This is a genomic window from Metabacillus rhizosphaerae (genome assembly GCF_037201795.1).
Classification (GTDB): Bacteria; Bacillota; Bacilli; order Bacillales; family Bacillaceae; genus Metabacillus; species Metabacillus rhizosphaerae.
The window spans coordinates 750,527-770,544 of sequence record NZ_CP147403.1; the positions used below are offsets into that span (position 1 = coordinate 750,527).

At 36.0% G+C, this 20,018-nt stretch carries 16 protein-coding genes and 1 riboswitch; of the genes, 11 read left to right on the forward strand and 5 right to left on the reverse strand.

Annotation, left to right across the window (positions count from 1 at the left end; genetic code table 11):
* Positions 1-372: 372 nt before the first annotated feature.
* Together ahpF and ahpC are read right to left on the reverse strand one after the other, a co-directional pair.
* Positions 373-1,902 carry an alkyl hydroperoxide reductase subunit F gene (gene ahpF / locus WCV66_RS03795; protein ID WP_338787924.1) on the reverse strand — a complete coding sequence of 510 codons (1,530 nt, stop codon included), beginning with the start codon at positions 1,900-1,902 and terminating at the stop codon, positions 373-375.
* 14 nt (positions 1,903-1,916) lie between these two features.
* Complete coding sequence (gene ahpC / locus WCV66_RS03800; protein WP_066338544.1) at positions 1,917-2,480, reverse strand: alkyl hydroperoxide reductase subunit C; 564 nt, start codon at positions 2,478-2,480, stop codon at positions 1,917-1,919.
* Between the two features lie 648 nt (positions 2,481-3,128).
* On the opposite strand from ahpC, the gene WCV66_RS03805 reads away from it, so the two are divergent.
* From WCV66_RS03805 to WCV66_RS03815, 3 genes are all read left to right on the forward strand, one after another.
* Positions 3,129-4,082, forward strand: coding sequence for a TRM11 family SAM-dependent methyltransferase (locus WCV66_RS03805; protein WP_413789629.1), 954 nt, complete (start codon positions 3,129-3,131; stop codon positions 4,080-4,082).
* Between the two features lie 223 nt (positions 4,083-4,305).
* Positions 4,306-4,411: riboswitch (SAM riboswitch) on the forward strand.
* 126 nt (positions 4,412-4,537) lie between these two features.
* On the forward strand, positions 4,538-5,833 hold the full coding sequence (locus WCV66_RS03810; RefSeq protein ID WP_185653851.1) for a Na+/H+ antiporter NhaC family protein: 1,296 nt from the start codon (positions 4,538-4,540) through the stop codon (positions 5,831-5,833).
* Positions 5,834-6,288: 455 nt separating this feature from the next.
* A complete protein-coding gene (locus WCV66_RS03815) occupies positions 6,289-7,500 on the forward strand; it encodes a NupC/NupG family nucleoside CNT transporter (RefSeq protein WP_338787925.1) in 1,212 nt (403 codons plus the stop codon).
* Between the two features lie 65 nt (positions 7,501-7,565).
* Here WCV66_RS03815 and WCV66_RS03820 read toward each other — a convergent pair whose 3' ends face one another.
* Positions 7,566-9,086 carry a DHA2 family efflux MFS transporter permease subunit gene (locus tag WCV66_RS03820; RefSeq protein WP_338787926.1) on the reverse strand — a complete coding sequence of 507 codons (1,521 nt, stop codon included), beginning with the start codon at positions 9,084-9,086 and terminating at the stop codon, positions 7,566-7,568.
* A gap of 547 nt (positions 9,087-9,633) precedes the next feature.
* Between WCV66_RS03820 and WCV66_RS03825 the strand changes: the two genes are divergently transcribed.
* Positions 9,634-9,993, forward strand: coding sequence for a DUF488 domain-containing protein (locus tag WCV66_RS03825; RefSeq protein WP_338787927.1), 360 nt, complete (start codon positions 9,634-9,636; stop codon positions 9,991-9,993).
* Between the two features lie 44 nt (positions 9,994-10,037).
* Here the strand turns inward: WCV66_RS03825 and WCV66_RS03830 are convergent, their stop codons facing one another.
* Entirely contained in the window at positions 10,038-11,732 is a 1,695-nt protein-coding gene (locus WCV66_RS03830) for a methyl-accepting chemotaxis protein (RefSeq protein ID WP_338787928.1), read from the reverse strand.
* Positions 11,733-11,953: 221 nt separating this feature from the next.
* Between WCV66_RS03830 and sigY the strand changes: the two genes are divergently transcribed.
* From sigY to WCV66_RS03860, 6 genes are all read left to right on the forward strand, one after another.
* Positions 11,954-12,484 (forward strand): RNA polymerase sigma factor SigY, encoded by a 531-nt coding sequence (sigY, locus tag WCV66_RS03835; protein ID WP_338787929.1) that lies wholly within the window; start codon positions 11,954-11,956, stop codon positions 12,482-12,484.
* Complete coding sequence (locus tag WCV66_RS03840) at positions 12,484-12,816, forward strand: YxlC family protein (RefSeq protein WP_338787930.1); 333 nt, start codon at positions 12,484-12,486, stop codon at positions 12,814-12,816. Before sigY ends, WCV66_RS03840 begins: the two co-directional genes overlap by 1 nt.
* 2 nt (positions 12,817-12,818) lie before the next feature.
* Entirely contained in the window at positions 12,819-13,025 is a 207-nt protein-coding gene (locus WCV66_RS03845) for a transcriptional regulator (protein WP_066338822.1), read from the forward strand.
* 242 nt (positions 13,026-13,267) lie between these two features.
* Positions 13,268-14,170: an ABC transporter ATP-binding protein gene (locus WCV66_RS03850; RefSeq protein WP_338787931.1), complete on the forward strand. Its 903-nt coding sequence runs from the start codon at positions 13,268-13,270 to the stop codon at positions 14,168-14,170.
* Positions 14,163-14,993: an ABC transporter permease subunit gene (locus WCV66_RS03855; protein ID WP_338787932.1), complete on the forward strand. Its 831-nt coding sequence runs from the start codon at positions 14,163-14,165 to the stop codon at positions 14,991-14,993. Before WCV66_RS03850 ends, WCV66_RS03855 begins: the two co-directional genes overlap by 8 nt.
* Positions 14,994-15,215: 222 nt before the next feature.
* On the forward strand, positions 15,216-16,142 hold the full coding sequence (locus WCV66_RS03860; protein ID WP_338787933.1) for a 1,4-dihydroxy-2-naphthoate polyprenyltransferase: 927 nt from the start codon (positions 15,216-15,218) through the stop codon (positions 16,140-16,142).
* A gap of 117 nt (positions 16,143-16,259) precedes the next feature.
* Here WCV66_RS03860 and WCV66_RS03865 read toward each other — a convergent pair whose 3' ends face one another.
* Positions 16,260-17,753, reverse strand: a complete 1,494-nt coding sequence (locus tag WCV66_RS03865; protein WP_338787934.1) for a peptide MFS transporter — start codon at positions 17,751-17,753, stop codon at positions 16,260-16,262.
* Positions 17,754-18,057: 304 nt separating this feature from the next.
* Between WCV66_RS03865 and WCV66_RS03870 the strand changes: the two genes are divergently transcribed.
* Positions 18,058-19,881: a sigma 54-interacting transcriptional regulator gene (locus WCV66_RS03870; RefSeq protein WP_338787935.1), complete on the forward strand. Its 1,824-nt coding sequence runs from the start codon at positions 18,058-18,060 to the stop codon at positions 19,879-19,881.
* Positions 19,882-20,018: the final 137 nt, after the last annotated feature.

Here is a 20,018-nt window from a genome sequence, read left to right on the forward strand (position 1 = left end):
CAAGTATACTTGTATACAAGTATTATATCTAAGATTTTAAGTTTTGCAAGCCCTTTTATGAAATCTATATCATATAATGTTTGACAAAAAACCAATGGTGATACATAGACTAAAAACTTAAGTTTGGATTTAGATAGTAATAAAAATGAATGAAAAACACCTAGAAGGGGAGTTAAAGAAAAATGTGACAAATATATGTGGCTAAAGATGATGAAGTTATCCTGAGGGTCTCTTTGTAACTTAGCAAGAACCTACTTATTGATAAGTAGTTGAACTAAGTAAGTCCCAAAATCATAAACTAGTAGAAAAAAAGGTCTTAAAAAGAAGAAAGTCACTTATCTATAGTGAGATAAGTGACTTTCTAAATTATTATTAATTACGGATAAGATAGTCAAATGCACCTAATGATGCAGTCGCGCCTGATCCCATCGAAATAATGATTTGCTTATATGGATTATTCGTGCAGTCACCTGCAGCAAATACTCCTGGAATGTTTGTTGCTCCGTGATTATCTACTACAATCTCACCGATTCTCGTACGTTCAATCGTTTCACCTAACCAATCGGTATTTGGTACTAAACCGATTTGAACAAATACTCCAGCTAATTCAATATGCTGCTCAGCCCCTGTTTCACGATCAATATAGGTAACACCGTTTACCTTGTCGGTACCGGTAATTTCTTTTGTTTGAACATTTTTTAGGACCGTTACATTAGGCAGACTGTATAAACGTTCTTGTAGAACAGAATCAGCTTTAAGTTCTGGCATAAATTCGAGAACTGTAACATGCTTCACAATTCCTGCAAGATCAATTGCCGCTTCAATACCAGAATTACCGCCACCAATAACAGCAACGTGTTTTCCAGCAAACAATGGACCATCACAGTGAGGACAGTATGCTACACCTTTATTCTTAAATTCAGCTTCGCCAGGTACACCAACATTTCGCCAACGAGCACCTGTTGAAAGGATCACGGTTTTACTTTTAAGAACTGCACCATTCTCCAATTCAATTTCAATGAGGTCATTCTTTTCTAAGCGTTTGGCACGCTGCAAGTTCATGACATCAATGTCGTACTCTTTCACATGTTCTTCAAGGCTTGCAGCAAGTTTAGGACCTTCAGTGTATTTCATACTAATAAAGTTTTCAATGCCCACCGTGTCCATGATTTGACCGCCAAAGCGTTCAGCGACAATACCTGTACGAATGCCTTTGCGTGCTGCATAGATTGCTGCACTCGCACCCGCTGGTCCGCCTCCAACAACAAGCACATCAAATGGATCCTTATCGGCAAACTCTGAAGCATTTGGAGTACTACCTACCTTAGCAAGGATCTCCTCTAGTGACATACGACCACTACCGAAGGAATCTCCATTGAGGAACACTGTTGGTACAGCCATGATGCCTTTGCTTTCAACCTCTTCTTTAAACGCTGCACCATCAATCATTGTGTGGGTAATGCCAGGGTTTAAAATGCTCATCAAGTTCAGAGCTTGTACAACATCAGGGCAGTTGTGACAGCTTAGGCTGATGTAAGATTCAAAGTGATATTCACCTTTAATACTTTTAATTTGATTAATTACGTTTTGTTCAACCTTTGGAGCTCTTCCACTCACTTGCAGTAAAGCAAGTACTAATGAAGTAAATTCGTGTCCAAGAGGGATACCAGCAAAAGTTACCCCAGTGTCTTCGCCGATACGGTTCACACTAAAGCTTGGTGTTTTTGGTAATTCTGAGTTCTCAACTTTAATTTTTGATGACATAGTGGCTAATTCATCGACTAAAGCCAACATGTCACGTGAAACGTCATCAGATCCTGCGCTAACTTTGAGAAGCACATTACCTTCCATCAGTTCAAGATATTGGGCTAATTGTGCTTTAATATCTGCATCTAGTATCATTAATCTCTTACTCCTTAAATTTTCCCTACAAGATCAAGGCTTGGCTTTAATGTTGCAGAACCTTCTTGCCATTTTGCCGGGCAAACTTCACCTGGATTGTTGCGTACATATTGTGCTGCTTTAATTTTATTAACAAGCGTGCTTGCATCACGGCCGATTCCACCCGCATTGATTTCAACAGCTTGTACGATACCGTCTGGATCGATGATGAAAGTTCCACGATCAGCAAGACCTTCTTCTTCGTTTAATACATCGAAGTTGCGAGAGATTTTTTGTGAAGGGTCACCAATCATAACATATTCGATTTTGCCAATTGCTTCTGAGTGATCATGCCATGCTTTATGTGTAAAATGAGTATCAGTTGAAACAGAGTATACCTCAACTCCAAGTTCTTTTAGAGTTGCGTATTGATTTTGAAGGTCTTCAAGCTCAGTAGGGCATACGAATGTAAAGTCTGCTGGATAAAAGCAAACTACGCTCCACTTTCCTTTTAGGTTTTCCTCAGTAACTTGGATAAAATCTCCGTTATAATAAGCTTGTGCGTTGAATGGTTGTACTTCTTTTCCAATTAGAGACATAGTAAATGTTCCTCCTAGTGTGTATTTGAGAATTTTTTAATAGCTAGTTTTGAACAGATAGTCAAAACTAATAAATAACCAATAACTAATTATAATTTCTTCTTAGTTTTTATTAGTTATAAATAATAATTCTAATTCAAAATTAATTATTATATAAACCTCATTATTTTGTCAAGGATAATACTCAATCTTCGGAAGATATTTAATTCACTTTTGTGTATCAACACTGGTAGGTCTTGTGAAATGCAAGGTATTTCTAAAACGATCTAAATTGATTTTGGTGGTAAAACTTAAATTTTCAATTATTATCTAGATTTCTCAATAAACCGGTATTTTTAGAAAAATAAAATGCTCTTGATTTATATAAGAATTATAAATAATAACAAGGAAGATGTGTAAGTACCCTAAAATATGGTTGCCTAAATAACTGGTTAATAACCATATCTTCGTATTAAATGTTAAAGCGGCCCTGAAGCGGACTCCCGTCTTACGCCCTAACCAACAAAGTGCCAAAATCAACAGTGAACGGTTTGGCAAAGGTTCACTTCTTGTTATAATGAAACAAGAAATGAACAGGTAACGATTGTGATAATCAATTAATATCGCATGAAGTGAAGCTGAAATAGATTATTAAAGGATGAAAATTAATTGGACAATAAAGACCCAAAAATGAATTATGTATATACTTACTCCTATCCTGATGACGAAAGTTCTTTGTGTGCTTTGGAAATGCGCTCTTTTTTTGGAAAAGAGTCTAAGTCTAGAGTATTGGAAAGCCCAGTGAAGGTTAATCCCACGCGAAGCCCGTTTATTAAGGAAAGAATTGAAGTGAGATATGAGGGGGAAAGCCTTCAGGACCTTGTCAAAAAGGTAAAATCTCTACAATTAGTCGAGGAGACATTTAAAGTTATTTATGTAAAAAATGGAGGGCTTGCAAAAACTGAAAAAGAAGGCTTTGAGAGACGACGTTCAGTAGAGCGAGAGATTGGATTGCATGTCAAAGGTGAAGCGGATTTCCATAATCCAGATCGATTGTTTGGGGTCATGAATGTAAATGGAAGATGGGTATTCGGTGACTACGCTAAAAGTGAGGCGGTTTGGCTCAAACATCAAAAGAAGCCTCATGGTTATTCCACTGCTCTCAATACTCGTGTTGCAAGGGCGGTAGTGAATATTGCCATTCCAAATCCAAGTGGAATAAAGGCAATCGACCCATGCTGTGGGATTGGAACAGTACTAGTTGAAGCCCGATCAATGGGGATTGATATAGTAGGAAGTGACCGAAATTACCTAATCCTGAATGGGGCACGAGAAAACATCGAACACTTTGGTCTAACTGGAGAAGTAAATTTAGCAGATATCAGAGATATAACTAATGACTATGATGTAGCGATTATTGATTTGCCTTACAACTTGTGTTCTGTCATAACAGATGCAGAAAAACTGGAAATGCTCGAGAGTGCGCGGAGGTTTGCAAAGAAAGTGGTAGTGGTAACAATCGAACCGATTGATGAGGTTTTAAGAAACGCAGGATTTTCCATTATTGATCGAGCTATCGCTAAAAAAGGGTCGTTTATTCGTGAAGTGATCGTATGTAAGTGAGGAAAGGGGGACAGTCCCTCACCACTTCACAGCTTTAATGTTGTGAGGGACTGTCCCTTGATTTGACCTTTTAAAGTGGACAAGGTAATTCCATTTATTCCTTTTAATCTTGGTGGTTAACATCCTTGTTGAAGGGTGTAATAATTTTTTTATACTCTTGCGAAAAGAATATAAATGTTGTACTCTTATTTATGTTTTTAATAAAAAAATAAATATGATGATCTTCTTATATAGAGAGACAGAGGGACTGGCCCAATGAAGTCTCGGCAGCAGGCTCAAGATGAGTGCTGTGCCAAATCCAGCAAGCGAAAACGCTTGAAAGATGAGAAGGGTGTTTTATTATAATAAGGCCTCTTCTATTTGTTTGAAAAGAAGAGGTTTTTTATTTTCCCCACATATAGGATGACAGAGTGGATGAAAAAGGTGTTTTGTAAAAAATTAGTGAGGTGTTCATCATGAGTACAGACAGAAAAGGGAATCCATGGGCGCTTTTGCCTTTTGTCGTGTTTTTAATAATCTTTATTGGCTCTGGAATCGTAACAGGAGATTTTTATAAGTTTCCTGTTATAGTGGCGATTACGATTGCAGCAGCCGTCGCTTTAGCAATGAATCGAAAAGAGTCTTTCAATCAGAAGGTTGAGATCTTTTGTAAGGGTGCCGGTGACACAAATATCATGTTAATGGTCATTATTTTCCTTTTAGCTGGTGCTTTTTCAGAAGTAGCAAAGGGAATGGGTGCGGTTGATTCAACTGTAAATCTTGCATTATCAGTTGTACCACAAAACTTATTAATGGTGGGTATATTCATTATCGCGTGTTTTATATCTCTATCTATGGGTACAAGTATGGGAACAATTGTAGCACTTGCACCAATAGGCGTTGGTATTAGTGAGCAGACTGATATTTCACTAGCACTTTCAATGGCTGCGGTTATTGGTGGTGCGATGTTTGGTGATAATTTGTCTTTTATTTCTGATACAACGATTGCTGCAGTGCGCACACAAGGTACAAAAATGAAAGATAAGTTTAAAGTGAACTTTTTCATTGTCTTACCGGCGGCAATAATTGCTTGTGTTATTCTGGGGTTTTTAACAATCGGAGAACAAGCAGTTGTCACACAGCATTCATATAGTTGGGTTAAAATTTTACCATATATCTTTGTGCTTATCACAGCGCTAGCAGGGGTCAATGTATTCCTCGTTCTTTTCATTGGAGTTGTTTTTTCAGGAGTTATTGGGTTAGCAGATGGTAGTTACCGCTTAATGGATATCATTCAACAAATAGGTAATGGGATGTCAGGGATGTATGAGATCTCTTTCCTAGCCATATTAATTGCAGGCATGGTGGAAGTGATTAAACATAATGGAGGTATTGATTATCTTCTTTATAAAGTGACACGCAATATTAAATCAAAAAGAGGGGCTGAATTTAGTATTGCTGGACTTGTTGGTTTAACAGATCTTTCAACAGCAAATAACACGATTTCCATTATCATCACTGGCCCGCTTGCTAAAAATATTGCTGATAAGTATGAGATTGATCCACGTAAATCAGCAAGCCTGTTAGATGTTTTTTCGTGCTGTATTCAAGGTTTAATCCCATATGGAGCACAATTACTTGTAGCTGCAGGAGTTGCAAATATATCACCAGTAAGTATTTTACAATTTTCATTTTATCCATTATTAATTGGAGTATGTGGAGTGATCTCAATTTTAATCGGTTATCCACGATTTGAGCGAGGTAGGAATTGAATCAGTTACAAAAGGCTAACCTTTACTTATAACGTTGGGTTAGTTTTTTTGTATTTAGCTCTGTTAAAGCTCACTATTGATTTTGGTACGTTGTTGATTGGAGTGAATGATTGCAGCGGAAATCAACAACCAAGTTTAACGGTGCCTTGTATTTAAATTTGGTCCTTAGATACTCAATTAATGATAAAAGACTAGTTTAGAAATAAAAATCATTTCGGTAAATAAAAAGGACTTTGTTCTTTTTATGAATGGACTGCTTTATACAGGTAAATATAATACATAAGTATGATTTTGGTGTTTTCTTAATGGATTCACAAAACATCCATTTATATTTCAAGTAGGGTTTGGTAAGATCAAATGGTTGTCTGATGACTGACAACTAAATCCTATTAAGTAATGGTAAGCACTTATTCTTAGTACTTAACCAAATTTGATACATCTAAGAGGTGACAATAATGAATTTATTATGGGGAATATTCGGTATTTTAGTTGTTTTGTGTATTGCATTTCTTTTATCCAGTGGAAAGAAAGCGATTAATTTTAGAACTATAATTGGTGGCTTAGCGATCCAGATTATTTTTGCATTTATCGTGTTGAAGTGGGAAGCGGGAAGATCTGGGCTGGAGTGGTTCACTTTAAGGGTCCAGGATATTATTAATTATGCAAATGAAGGAATTTCATTTCTTTTTGGTCCACTTGCAAGTGGCGGAGAATTTGGGGTAGTATTCGCTTTTCAAGTGTTAACAGTAATTATTTTCTTTTCATCATTAATTTCAGTCTTATATTATTTAGGCATTATGCAATGGTTTATAAAAATCATTGGTGGTGGTTTATCAAAGCTTCTAGGCACGAGTCAGTCAGAATCAATATCAGCGGCAGCAAATATTTTTGTTGGTCAAACGGAAGCACCACTTGTTATCCGACCATATTTAGCTAAAATGACGAAGTCTGAACTCTTTGCAGTAATGACGGGTGGACTTGCTTCTGTCGCAGGGTCTGTACTTGTTGGTTATGCACTTTTAGGTGTACCACTTGAATATCTACTTGCTGCAAGCTTTATGGCGGCACCTGCAGGATTAATTATGGCAAAAATAATGATGCCAGAGACAGAGCGATCATCCGACTCAGATTTTGAAATCTCCAAAGATACAGATTCAGTAAATGTTATTGATGCAGCAGCTCGTGGTGCAAGCGACGGGTTAAAGCTTGCATTAAATGTTGGAGCGATGTTATTAGCATTTATTGCATTAATTGCTTTAGTTAATGGGATTTTAAGCGGTATAGGTGGGATATTTGGTTTTGAAACACTATCACTTGAGGGAATTTTAGGAATCCTGTTCTCTCCGATTGCTTTTGCTGTGGGTGTACCTTGGTCAGAAGCAGTTACCGCAGGTAGCTTTATTGGACAAAAGTTAGTATTAAATGAGTTTGTTGCTTATTCAGCATTTGCACCACAAATCGACCAATTGTCTGATAAAACAGTAATGGTTGTAAGCTTTGCACTATGTGGCTTTGCAAATCTAAGTTCTATGGCAATTCTTCTTGGTGGCTTAGGTGAACTAGCACCAAATCGCCGCCCTGATATTGCAAGATTAGGTCTCCGTGCAGTAGCAGCAGGAATGTTAGCTTCCTTATTAAGTGCAGCAATAGCAGGTATGTTTATTTAAAGGAAAAGGGTAACCCCAAAAGTCTCTGTTTAAGACTTTTTGGGGTTACCCTTTTTCAGTGAATCCTAACCTTCATTTAGTGCCACCTTTTGTGGTCTTTTTTCTTTAACCACTTCTTGCTTTTCGTCTTCTTCTGCTGGTCCCACTCTCTTAATAAAGAATGCAAGGATTACAGCTATTAATGATAAGTAAGTTGCCACGACAAATGCATCATTGATTCCTTGGATAGTTGCTTCTTTTAAAATATATCCCATTTGCTCTGTAGCTTCAGGTGTTACACCAGCTGCTGTTGCCATTTCAGTTGCGTGTTTCTCTGTCTGGTTGGACATCACTGTAACAAGAAAGGCTGTACCAAGTGCACCGGAAATTTGCTTAAATGTGTTAGACATAGCTGTTCCATGTGCATTTAATCGTTGTGGAAGCTGATTTAACCCTGCTGTCATAATTGGCATCATTAACATTGACATACCGAACATACGAGCAGTATATATGACTAATAAAAATGTATATGTGGTCGAATCTGTCAGTTCACTGAATTCCCATGTTGTAACGGTAGTGATTGCTAAACCAATAACAGAGAGCCATCTTGCACCAACTTTATCAAAAATCCACCCTGTAATCGGAGACATAATTCCCATTAAAATCGCCCCAGGCAACAATAGCAACCCTGATTCAAGTGGCGTAAATCCGCGGATATTTTGTAAATAAATTGGCACTAGAATCATTCCAGCAAACATGGCCATTGTGATTATGGCATTAATGATCGTTGTAAGTGTAAACATATTATATTGAAACACTCTAAATTCCAACATAGGATTTTTTACAGTCATTTGACGCCAAATAAATAAGGAAAGAGTAATAATACCAATAATAATGGCTGAAATGACTTCTACACTAGTCCAACCTGAGTTACCAGCACTACTAAATCCATATAATAATCCTCCGAAACCTAATGTAGAAAGAATGATTCCCGTAATATCAATCTTAGGATATGTTTGTTTCGTTACATTTTTGAGAAGGACTACAGCTATAAGAAAATCGATAATAGCAATTGGTAATACGATATAGAATAATACTCTCCATGAATAATTTTGGACAATCCAACCTGATAGTGTTGGACCAATAGCAGGTGCAAAGGTCATCGCTAATCCTATTAGCCCCATGGCTTGACCGCGCTTGGCAATTGGGAAGATTGTTAATATAACGATCATTAATAATGGCATAAGTATCCCTGCACCTGCTGCCTGCACAACTCTCCCAGTTAAAAGAATTGTGAAATCAGGGGCAATCGCACAAATGAACGTACCAGCTGAAAATAACCCCATTGAGGTCAAAAAGAGCTGTCTCGTCGTAAATCGTTCAATCAAAAAGGCTGTAACAGGGATTAACACTCCATTCACAAGCATATATCCTGTCGTTAACCACTGTGCTGTATTTGCAGACATATCCAAGTCTTTCATCATTTCTGGTAAGGCCACATTCATTAACGTTTGGTTTAAAATAGCTACAAATGAACCTAAAAGCATAACTGTAAGAATGGCGCCCTTTTTTATTTGCTGGCCAGAAACGTTCGCATCGTTGGTCATTTTTTTATCCTCTCCTTTAAGTATATTTTTAAAAAGAATGAAATGGTGTAGTTAGCAATATTTGTACTAGCATCTTCAATATGTTTTGACATTTTCTTCATAAATATGTTGAAAACTTCTATTGCTTAGCCTTTTCTTATCGTTTAAGAAATGAAAATTCTTGTACTATGGATAACGCTTTGGCATCCAACACCAGTGCCTAGTAGCGCGTTGTGTATTTTACTAAACATGCGTACAGAGCTTCAATGAAGGGTTATGTACATTACTCGTGACTTCAACCATTTACCTTAGTTAATATTTCGTGGTACGAAATATTAACGATTCTACATTATACGCTGCTTTGAATAGAAGTCAACACCTGAGTTGGTCTAAATGAATATGTGAAAAACGTGAGGAATGTAATAAACGAAATAAACGAAATCAAGTTTCTCAAATAAATCCAATATATATAGCTTTTTTATGGGAAAATAATTGTACGGTCTCGCTTGAATTTTGTTCTAAAGTTAAAGGTAGATAGTAAAGTAACAATAAATAAAGGAGTTATAGTATGGCAATTATGATCAAACGTATTTATGATGAAGTGGGTAAAGATGATGGTGTCCGTGTGCTTGTAGATAGATTATGGCCAAGAGGTCTTTCAAAGGAAAAAGTAAAAGTTGACTGTTGGATGAAACAAGTAGCTCCATCAACTCAATTGCGTAAGTGGTTTCATCATGATCCGGAAAAATTTTGTGAATTTAAGGAGAGATATAAAGAGGAGCTAATGAATGAAAAAGAAAAAGGATTACAACTAGAAGAATTAAAGAGTCTAGTAGCAGAGTATAGAAATGTAACATTAATTTATTCTGCAAAAGATCAGAGGCATAATCAAGCAGTGGTTTTAAAGGAAATTTTAGAAAGGCAATAAAAAGAAGATGACAGTGCTAAGTCATCTTCTTTCGCAATATTTAATTATAGTTTAAATCTATTTACAATCGTATTTAATTGATTAGACATTTTATTAATGACAGTTGAACGGAATGCAACCTCTTCTATAGAAGCAGTTGTTTCTTCTGTTGCAGCTGATACCTCTTGTGCATTCATAGACATATGTTCATTCGCTTCTTCTAGATGAATGACAAGCTGAACAATTTGTTCGGATGTATTCGCCTCATCATGTGTCAAGGAAGAGAGCCCTTTGATCTCTTCAACTATGTTTTTCACGGCAAATCTAATGTTTTCAAGTGCTTCTCCTGTTTCATTTACAGTTTGTTCCCCCTGTTCGACATGTTTACGACTTTCTTCAATGCATCCTACTGTATTTGTAATGCTTTTTGTGATTTTTGAAACGAGCTTATCCACTTCTGAAGCTTCCTTATTTGATTGCTCAGCTAATTTTCGAACTTCATCAGCAACGACAGCAAACCCTTTTCCATGCTCGCCTGCACGTGCTGCTTCAATTGTTGCATTAAGCGCCAAAAGGTTTGTTTGTGAAGCAATGGTTGTGATTGCTTCTGTAATTTGTTGAATTTCCGTTGTATAGGTGCTTAGTGTTCCAATGATTTGCTGTGTATCAAGAGTTGATTTTTTGATAACATTCATCCGTTCTACAATTTCATGTACCTTTTGTATCCCTTGCTGTGCGGTTGTCATTGTATGTTCAGCACTTTCAACACTAATGTCAGCCTTCTCTTTAGATGAATGAATGAGCTTTGATAATGTCATTAAAGCATTTGAAGCCTCTGTTGTCATTTCTGCACTCTTTGAGGTTCTAGAGGCAACCTCATCCATATTTGTTGATACGTGGCCAAGCGCTAGGCTTATTTCATTCATTGATAGAGATGTATCACTTACATTTGAAACGAGATCATTTGAAGTAGTCTTTATTGTTGAAATAATCTCTCTTAAATTAGTAGACATTTCTTCAAGGTTTTGAGCCAAATCTCCTACTTCATCTTTGCTTGTAATATTATTTTCGTATACGGTAATATCGCCATTTGCAATCATTCTTGTCCGTTCAATCAGTATAGAGATTGGCTTTGTCTTTTTTCTAATAAGATACAATGTAAAGATAGCAGCGATTATTAACGGAATAAACCCTAATAATAGGCCATCCTTTACAACAGTCCATGTCCGTTCTTTAACAATATCCGCATTAAAATCAATAACACTAATGGCTATTATTTCTTTAGAAGGATCATGATCTTTAAAGATAGGCGCATACCCTGAAATTCGCTTCATTCCACCAAACTCATAGATTTCTGAGTAAGTAGAATGTTTCATTTCAATTAACATTTGAATGGCTTCTTTATCCGTTTGAAATTGATCGCCAACAGAGAACCCTTGTTTTATTAAATGGTCATCAAGAGCAAGTATTTCCCCATCTAAGCTAAGGATATATTGACTCTCAAAGATTTCCTTGTGATTAACTGTCCAGTTTAACTTTTTTCCAATTTCTATAGTGCGTTCACCATTTTTCAAATCTTCTAGATCCTTTGCTTCTAATAGACCTGTTGTAATATTTGCACATCCATAAGCCTCAACCCCGGCTGCTTCATATAGACTATTATAAGCTGTTTTATATGTTGTAATAGAAGTAATGATTAATGTTGAAAAAATAACACCAATAATGATTAATCCTAATCTAAATGTTAGAGTTCTCTTCATAGCTAGCCTAGCCCCTTAAAAAAGATTTATTTATTTATCATACTTTTTACCTAGGAATAAAGACGTGACTTTTATCACGTTTATTTTAAAGATTTTAGTTAGCTGTTTTAGATGTATCATAGGTTATGTGAATTTATTATGAAAAAATAATTTAAAATGAACGATTAAAGGAATCCAAACGTCAAATAGATAGAACAAACAGAAAGGGGGCTTGTCATCGATTGGATCAGGTAGAAGAGAGCAAACTAGTTAACGACGCAAAACGTGGGGACGATGAGGCGTTTACGGAACTGTTTCAGATGAATTATAGGTTCTTATATAAATATTTAATTAAACTAACACTTCACCCTGATCAGGCGGAGGATCTTATTCAAGAAACAATGCTAAAGGCATATGTCCACCTTCAAAGCTTTAAGGGAGAATCAAAATATTCAACATGGCTTATTTCCATAGCATCCAGGTTATTTATTGATCAAAAACGAAAGGAAGTAAGAGATAAAAGGCGTTATGAAAAAGTTAGGGATGACGTAAAACAAAAAATGAAATGGAATGTCATGATAAATGGACAGGAATGGACGATCTATCTGGAGTTGTTTGCAAGACTAGAACCAGATATTCGTACTCCTATTTTACTAAGACATTACTATGGATTCACATATCCGGAAATTGCAAAGATACTCAATCTTAAAGAAGGAACAGTGAAAACTCGTGTTCACAATGGACTAAAGCGAATAAGAAAGGAGTTGCGGTGATGAAAGAGAACAATGAAGATGAATGGATCAGCCATTTAGTTGAGGATTTGCAAAAGGTAGAGGCAATGCAAGAACCGGAAATTCCTGAAGCTGGTCATCTAATGCATTCCCTAATGACATTTAAAGCTGAACGGAAAAAAGCTTATAAACGGGAAATGATAGCATTTTTAGTAACAGCTCTACTTATTCTAATTTCATATTCAACAATTGCCTTTAAAATGATGACAGTTTTTATATGGATTCAAGGGTTTGCATTGCTCTTAATTCCGATTATTTTTAAGCTTGAAAAAAAACGAAGAATGAAGCGCCGAAATGAGGTGACCATGTTTTGACAATGGATACTGAAGTATTAGTGGTGATTTTTCTTGTAGCACCTATCCTTCTTACTCAGGGTATTCTTTTATTTATAGATGCAAAGAAAAAGGGGGCATACTCCTGGTTTTGGGGAATATGGGGATTGATCCAATTTCCATGGCCGAGTTTGTTTTATTATTTCTTTGTGATTAGACCATATCGAAAAAGGATCAGTAGGATTGAATGATACTAATGTTAGAAATCGAAAGATAGTGATGTAATATGGATAAAATTCATGGTGCTAAAAAAATACCCTTACTTTAGGATAAATCCAATTGTAGGGGGTATTTTATATTAGGTTTATAAATGATTGTGTATCGACTCCTTTATCCTAGTCTGAATAAGGCAGCGAACATTTCCTATTTATAAAAACGATAGTTAGGTTCGTATCGTCATATAAGCATAAGAGGAAAAGTGGAGGTGTAACAGTTGATAACTGTAAACAATATTCATAAGCAGTTTGGTTCACAGGCTGTATTATCAGGGATGAGTTTCACGGTGAAGAAAGGGAGTATTGTTGGGCTACTGGGCCCAAATGGCTCTGGGAAAACGACGATGATCAGGCTGTTGAACGGTGTAATTCAGCCGGAGCAAGGAACTATGGAAATTAACGGGTTTAACCCTTTAAATGATGGAAATGTAATCCGTCAAATGAGTGGTATTGTCACAGAGGGTGCAGGACTCTATCACGAAATGAGCGGGGAAGATAATCTATTATTTTTCTCACAAATTTATGGAGTCAGGAAAGCGGTAAAACGAGTGAATGAATTGCTTAAAGACTTTGATCTTTATGCCCATCGTAAAAAGAAAGTTGGAACATATAGCACAGGAATGAAGAAGCGACTTGCATTAGCGAAAGCATTGCTTCATAAGCCGAAGCTTTTATTTCTGGACGAACCAACAAACGGCCTTGATCCTGATGGAATAAGGGATGTTATGAAGTATTTAACAAAACTGAATAAAACGGAGCAAATAACAATAATAATTTGTTCTCATGTTCTTCGGCAGTTGGAGGATATTTGCCACTCATATGTATTTATGGAGAAGGGAACTGTACTAGCACAGGGAACGAGGCAACAATTAGAGAAAGACTTTTTAACAGACATTTTGTTAAGGGTAGAAACAGGACTCAAATTGGATTCAACTGCATATTTTGGGTACCCGGCAGAACGAGTGAATGAAACTGCAATTATCTTTACTCTTCCTTCAAAAAATGAGATATCACCTTTATTAAATGAGATCTTAAAGGAAACCTGGATACATTCAACAACCATTGAAAATATAAGCTTGGAGTCAATTTACTTTGAAGTGAGGAGGAGGAACAATGAATAAAGGAATGGTGTGGATCATTGCAAAAAAAGATATAAAATCGATCCTTGCAATTAAGCAGATATTACTTCCAATGTTGATTTTACCAATAATGCTATGTGTGATAATGCCAGGTATTCTTGTTTATCTTCTTCAATCTAATAATCTTTCATTTCTAAACGAGATTGATCAAATGATGAGTTTAGTAGGGACAATACCAGGGGATGATGGGGAGTTAATAAGGAGTCTTCCGACTAAAGAGAGACAGGCGATTTATTTATTCGTAAATTACATGCTTCCGTCTATGTATCTGCTTGTACCAGTTATTACTTCGATGATGATAGCTGCCAACAGTTTTGTCGGAGAAAAAGAGAGACGGACATTAGAAAGCTTGTTATTTGCTCCAATTGGGATCAAGGATTTGTTTATTGGTAAAATGCTTGCAGCCTTTATCCCATCGATGAGTATTTCGCTTGGAGGTTTTCTATTATGCTCATGTTTCATTAATATACTTACTTATGGACAATTTGAGCGTTTTCTCTTTTTGACGGTGGATTGGCTGTTGTTTGTTTGTTGGATTGTTCCTTCACTTACAGCACTGACGATATTACTTAATGTTCTTATATCTGCACGGGTAAAGGGTTTTCAAGAAGCACAACAAATAGGAGGGGCTACGGTCTTGCCAATTATCGGTCTATTACTTAGTCAGGTAAGCGGGTTATTTTTTTTCAATCCAACGATTATCCTTTTAATTGGTTTCACTCTCATTGTTTTATGCGTTTTTTTATTGTACAGAATTGCAAAAATGAATGAACGTCACATCCTGTTTGAAAAGCAGGTACATTGAAAAGATAGGATATAGATCAGTAAAAAAGATTACATTATTAAAGAGTATCTGTAGTTGCAGATGCTCTTTTTCATTGCTTGGGAAATTAATCATGTATAATGTTTATGTATGAATTAATGAACATCTAGAGAAGTGTTAGTTAATTGAATAAACCAGTAATTAAATAGTACGTATATTTAGTTATAACTAGATGAAAAGGACTTTTTAGAAAGGAAGTTTTATGTGGAGACAAAAAATGTTAATCGAAAAGAATCATTAAGTAGAGGTAAAATTTTGTGGCAATTAACCCGTCCTCATACATTAACCGCATCATTTGTACCAGTATTAATTGGTACAGTTTTAGCTATGTTTTATATAGACCTTGATGCAAGTCTTTTTGTAACAATGCTCTTATCTTGTTTATGGCTTCAAATTGCTACAAATCTGTTTAATGAATATTATGATTTCAAACGAGGATTAGACACTGAGGACTCTGTTGGAATTGGTGGTGCCATCGTACGTCACGGAATGAAGCCGAAGACGGTTTTAAAGCTGGCATTGGGTTCATATGGAATTGCTCTATTATTAGGTATATATATATGTATGAACAGTAGCTGGTGGTTAGCTCTTATTGGAGGAATAGGTATGTTAATAGGCTATTTATATACCGGTGGTCCTTTGCCTATCGCATATACTCCATTTGGAGAACTCTTGTCAGGACTTTGTATGGGGTCAATCTTTATTTTAATTTCCTTCTATATTCAAACAGGTACTCTTAATGTTCAAAGTATCCTTTTATCTATTCCAATCGGAATTTTAGTAGGGGCAATTAATTTATCAAATAATATTAGAGATATCGAAGAAGACATTAAAGGAGGAAGAAGGACGTTAGCTATTTTAATTGGGAGAAAAAGGGCCGTTTATTTACTAGGAGCAATGTTTTTAGTTTCATATGTTTGGGTTACTGGGTTAGTACTAGTTGAATTTGTGAGTCCTTGGCTATTACTTGTTTTTCTAAGCTTTCCTAAGCCAGTTCAAGCATTAAAGGGCTTTTTGGCAGGTGCTCATTCTCCTGCACAGATGATATTAGCAATGAAGGCAACTGCCCAGACAAATACTGTATTTGGAATCCTTTTATCAATCGGGTTATGTATTAGTTACGTTATATAACTGTTGTTATCATGATCAATGGAAATAAAAAAATCCCCCGGAACCTTGTGTAACTGGATATTCACACAGGATTCCGGAGGATATAAGCGAATGCTCGTAACGAACAAGCAATAAAATTTAACGTACACCTTTCATAAAGCCCTGAATTTTAGGTGATAGGGCAAAAAGAAGGATGCTGAGAAGAATTGCTACTCCTCCAATGACACCAAAGTAAACCATTTCTGTTTCAGGTGTATAGAATTTAACAATTTGTGCATTAATGGCCTGTGCAGCAGCATTTGATAAGAACCATAAACTCATCGTCTGAGCTGAGAATGCTGCAGGTGCTAATTTTGTAGTAGCTGAAAGTCCTACTGGTGATAAGCATAGTTCTCCAAGTACGACAATGAAATAGCTAAGAACAAGCCATAATGGGTTGACTAATGAATCTGAACCCGTCAAGTATCCTGGCAACAGGATGACAAGGAATGACAAACCTGCAAATAATAATCCTAATGAGAACTTCTTAGGAACAGAGGGCTGGCGATTTCCTAGTTTCACCCAAAGCCAAGCAAATACTGGCGCTAAAATGATAATAAATAACGGATTTAATGATTGGAACCATGCAGGAGAAATTGTAAAGCCTGCGAACTCTAAATCTGTACGTTTATCAGCATAATGGGCAAGAATGGTTGAGCCTTGTTCTTGAATCGCCCAGAACATAACAGAAGCAATAAATAGCGGAATATAAGCTAGTATCCTAGATCGCTCTACTGCTGTTGTTTTAGGACTACGGTACATAACAAAGAAATAGATTGTTGGGATAAGAATACCCAAAATTCCTATAAGTGCTATAAAGGTTTCAAATGTTAAAATGCCTAGTGGAATTGTAACAGCAATTAAGATAGCTATAAGTACAGTAGCTAGTCCAAAAATAGAATAGACTTTTTTCTTTTCAGTTTGTGAAAGTGGATTTGCTACAACAGTACCCGCAAGGCCAAGATTTTTTTTCTTTGTAAAAATGAAGACTAATAAACCTAAAAACATACCAACAGCAGCAATAGCAAAGCCTAAGTGGAAATTATGCTTCAATCCTACTTCTCCTACAATTAATGGAGCCAGGAAACCTCCAAGGTTAATCCCCATATAGAATATGCTAAACCCAGCATCGCGACGGTTGTCTTCTTCACTGTAAATCTCACCTACAACACTTGAAACGTTTGGCTTCAATAGCCCTGTACCAAGTACAATAAGAACCATAGAGACAAAAAACATGGTTACGCTTCCAGGAATTGCTAATACGATGTGGCCAATCATGATCAATATTCCACCGTAAAATATAGCCTTGGACGTACCGAATATTCTGTCCGCAAGCCAACCACCAATTATTCCGGACATATACACTAGGGATCCGTAGATCGACATGATGGCAAGAGCCATATTTTCATCTAGACCTAATCCACCCTTTGATACTTCATAGTACATATAAAATACAAGAATTGCTCTCATTCCATAATATGAGAAACGTTCCCAAAACTCAGTAAAGAAAAGAGTGAATAATCCTTTAGGATGTCCAAAAAATCCTTTTTGAGGAACACTTGCCACAATTTTCTGTTTATTTAAGTCTGACATCATACAACCTCCTTTATTCTTCTACTATAATACTTTTATGGGTTGATGTTGTCAAAAAATAATTATTTCGTTTAAATTACTGAATTTTTTAGATTGATTAGGTATTTTGGCATATTAATGATATTTTTTTAGAATAATAGGAACATTGCCTATGTTACCAATTGTTCGAGAAGTTTTGCTATAATAATAAAAAGTAGAATTAAAGATACCTCTTATATTTCTCTTTTTGAAACCGCTTTAAATATTATCGTTACTGTCAATACGGTGCAAGTAGTACAATTTACTTATGAAATGAGGGATGTATATGGCTATACATGATCTAATCCATAAAGGCAGAGACGAATTGAATCTCGAAAATTTACTTCAGGTAAAAAACTGGATGACGCCAAGTCCCTTTTGTATTAAGGAAGGTCAAACATTAAGGGAAGCAGCGGAGATGATGATAGAGAATAGGGTAGACGGTCTCCCAATTGTTACTGAAGATCTTCAATTCATTGGTATCGTAACATTGAGACAGGCGCTTTATTATTTTGTAAATGGACAAGAGAATGAATTAGTTGAAAGTAGTATATTAAAGCGAAATTATGCTGTTATTAATCAATTTGACTCAATTTTTAGTGTTTTTTCAATGCCATATAACCAATTACCTGTCATCGATACCTCTGGAATGCTCATTGGCATTTTGACAAAGAGAGATATTCTAGATGGTTTTTCAAAGTATATTTATAGGCTGCAACAAAAGCAAAATAGTGCAGAGGTACTGAATGTTATCTTAGAGAGTGCATATGAAGGAATTGCAGTTGTTGACGAGAATGGTATTTTACAAGAATTTAACGAGGCCTATAGTCGTTTTACAGGAATAAGAAGAGATGATGCAATTGGTCGGCATGTTACGGAAGTCATCGATAATACCAATCTTCATTTAACAGTAAAAACAGCCATTCCTGAACGAGGTGTTGTCCAAAACATACAAGGACAAGATATGGTTGTTCATCGCATTCCTATTATTAAAGATGGAAAAGTTGTTGGTGCAATAGGGATGCTCATTTTTGAAGGAGTTACAGAGATATATAAAATTTATGAACGCTTACAGGAGAATCATATTAAAGATCAAACTGAAGAAAGGCCATTTACCTTAAATAAAGAACAAGATAGTCGTATGACACTTGATCAAATAATTGGTGTAAGTGATGCGATGACAACAATTAAAAGGTTAGCAAGAAGGGCTGCAAGGACGGCAGCAACGGTCTTAATTACAGGAGAAAGTGGTACAGGGAAAGAAATGTTTGCCAAAAGCATACACCATTTAAGTCCGTTTGCAACAGGGCCGTTTATAAGTGTGAATTGTGGAGCGATCCCTGAGCATTTATTTGAATCAGAGTTATTTGGATATGAAGAAGGTGCCTTTTCCGGGGCAAAGAAGGGTGGAAAACCAGGGAAATTTGAATTGGCTGATAATGGGACGATTTTTTTAGATGAAATAGGTGAGATGCCGTTAATGATGCAAACAAAACTTTTACGTGTTTTACAAGAGAGAGAAGCGGAACGCGTTGGAGGTATTAAAAAATATCAAATAAATGTAAGAATTATTACAGCCACGAACCGGAACCTCAAGGAGATGGTAGACAAAGGAGAATTTCGTGAGGATTTGTTCTATCGACTTAACATTATTCACTTACATATCCCCGCTCTTCGCGAACGGAGGCAAGATATACCGATCCTTCTTTCATATTATATAAAAGAAATTTGTGATAAATACAGGATAAAAACAAAATCCTTCACACAGGAAGCTATTTCGGCATTTATGCAATATGAATGGAGAGGTAATATTCGTGAAATGCTGAACTCAATCGAGAGTCTTGTTACTCTAGTAGATGGACCTATTATTGAGTTAATGCATTTGTCTGAATCTATGAGAGGGTTTGAAAAGGGTGTAATTGAAGAAAGGAAGCCTTTAATTAGTAAGGGATTAATGGAAGAGGCAAAAATGTATGAGAACGAACGAGAAAAGGAATTGATTATTAAGGCGTTGAAAACTGCTGGTGGGAATAAATCAAAAACTGCTGAACTATTAGGCATTCATCGAACAACGCTTTATCAAAAGTTAAAAAAATATAATGTTACTTGATTGTAGTGTAGTGATATCACTACAAAATAACTACAGTTGTAGTGTGTTTACTACAGTTTTTGTAGGTTATATGTTAATTTTACAAGATGATAAAGTTGGCACACTTCTTGCTTTGTATATGTATATAGAAAAAAGGA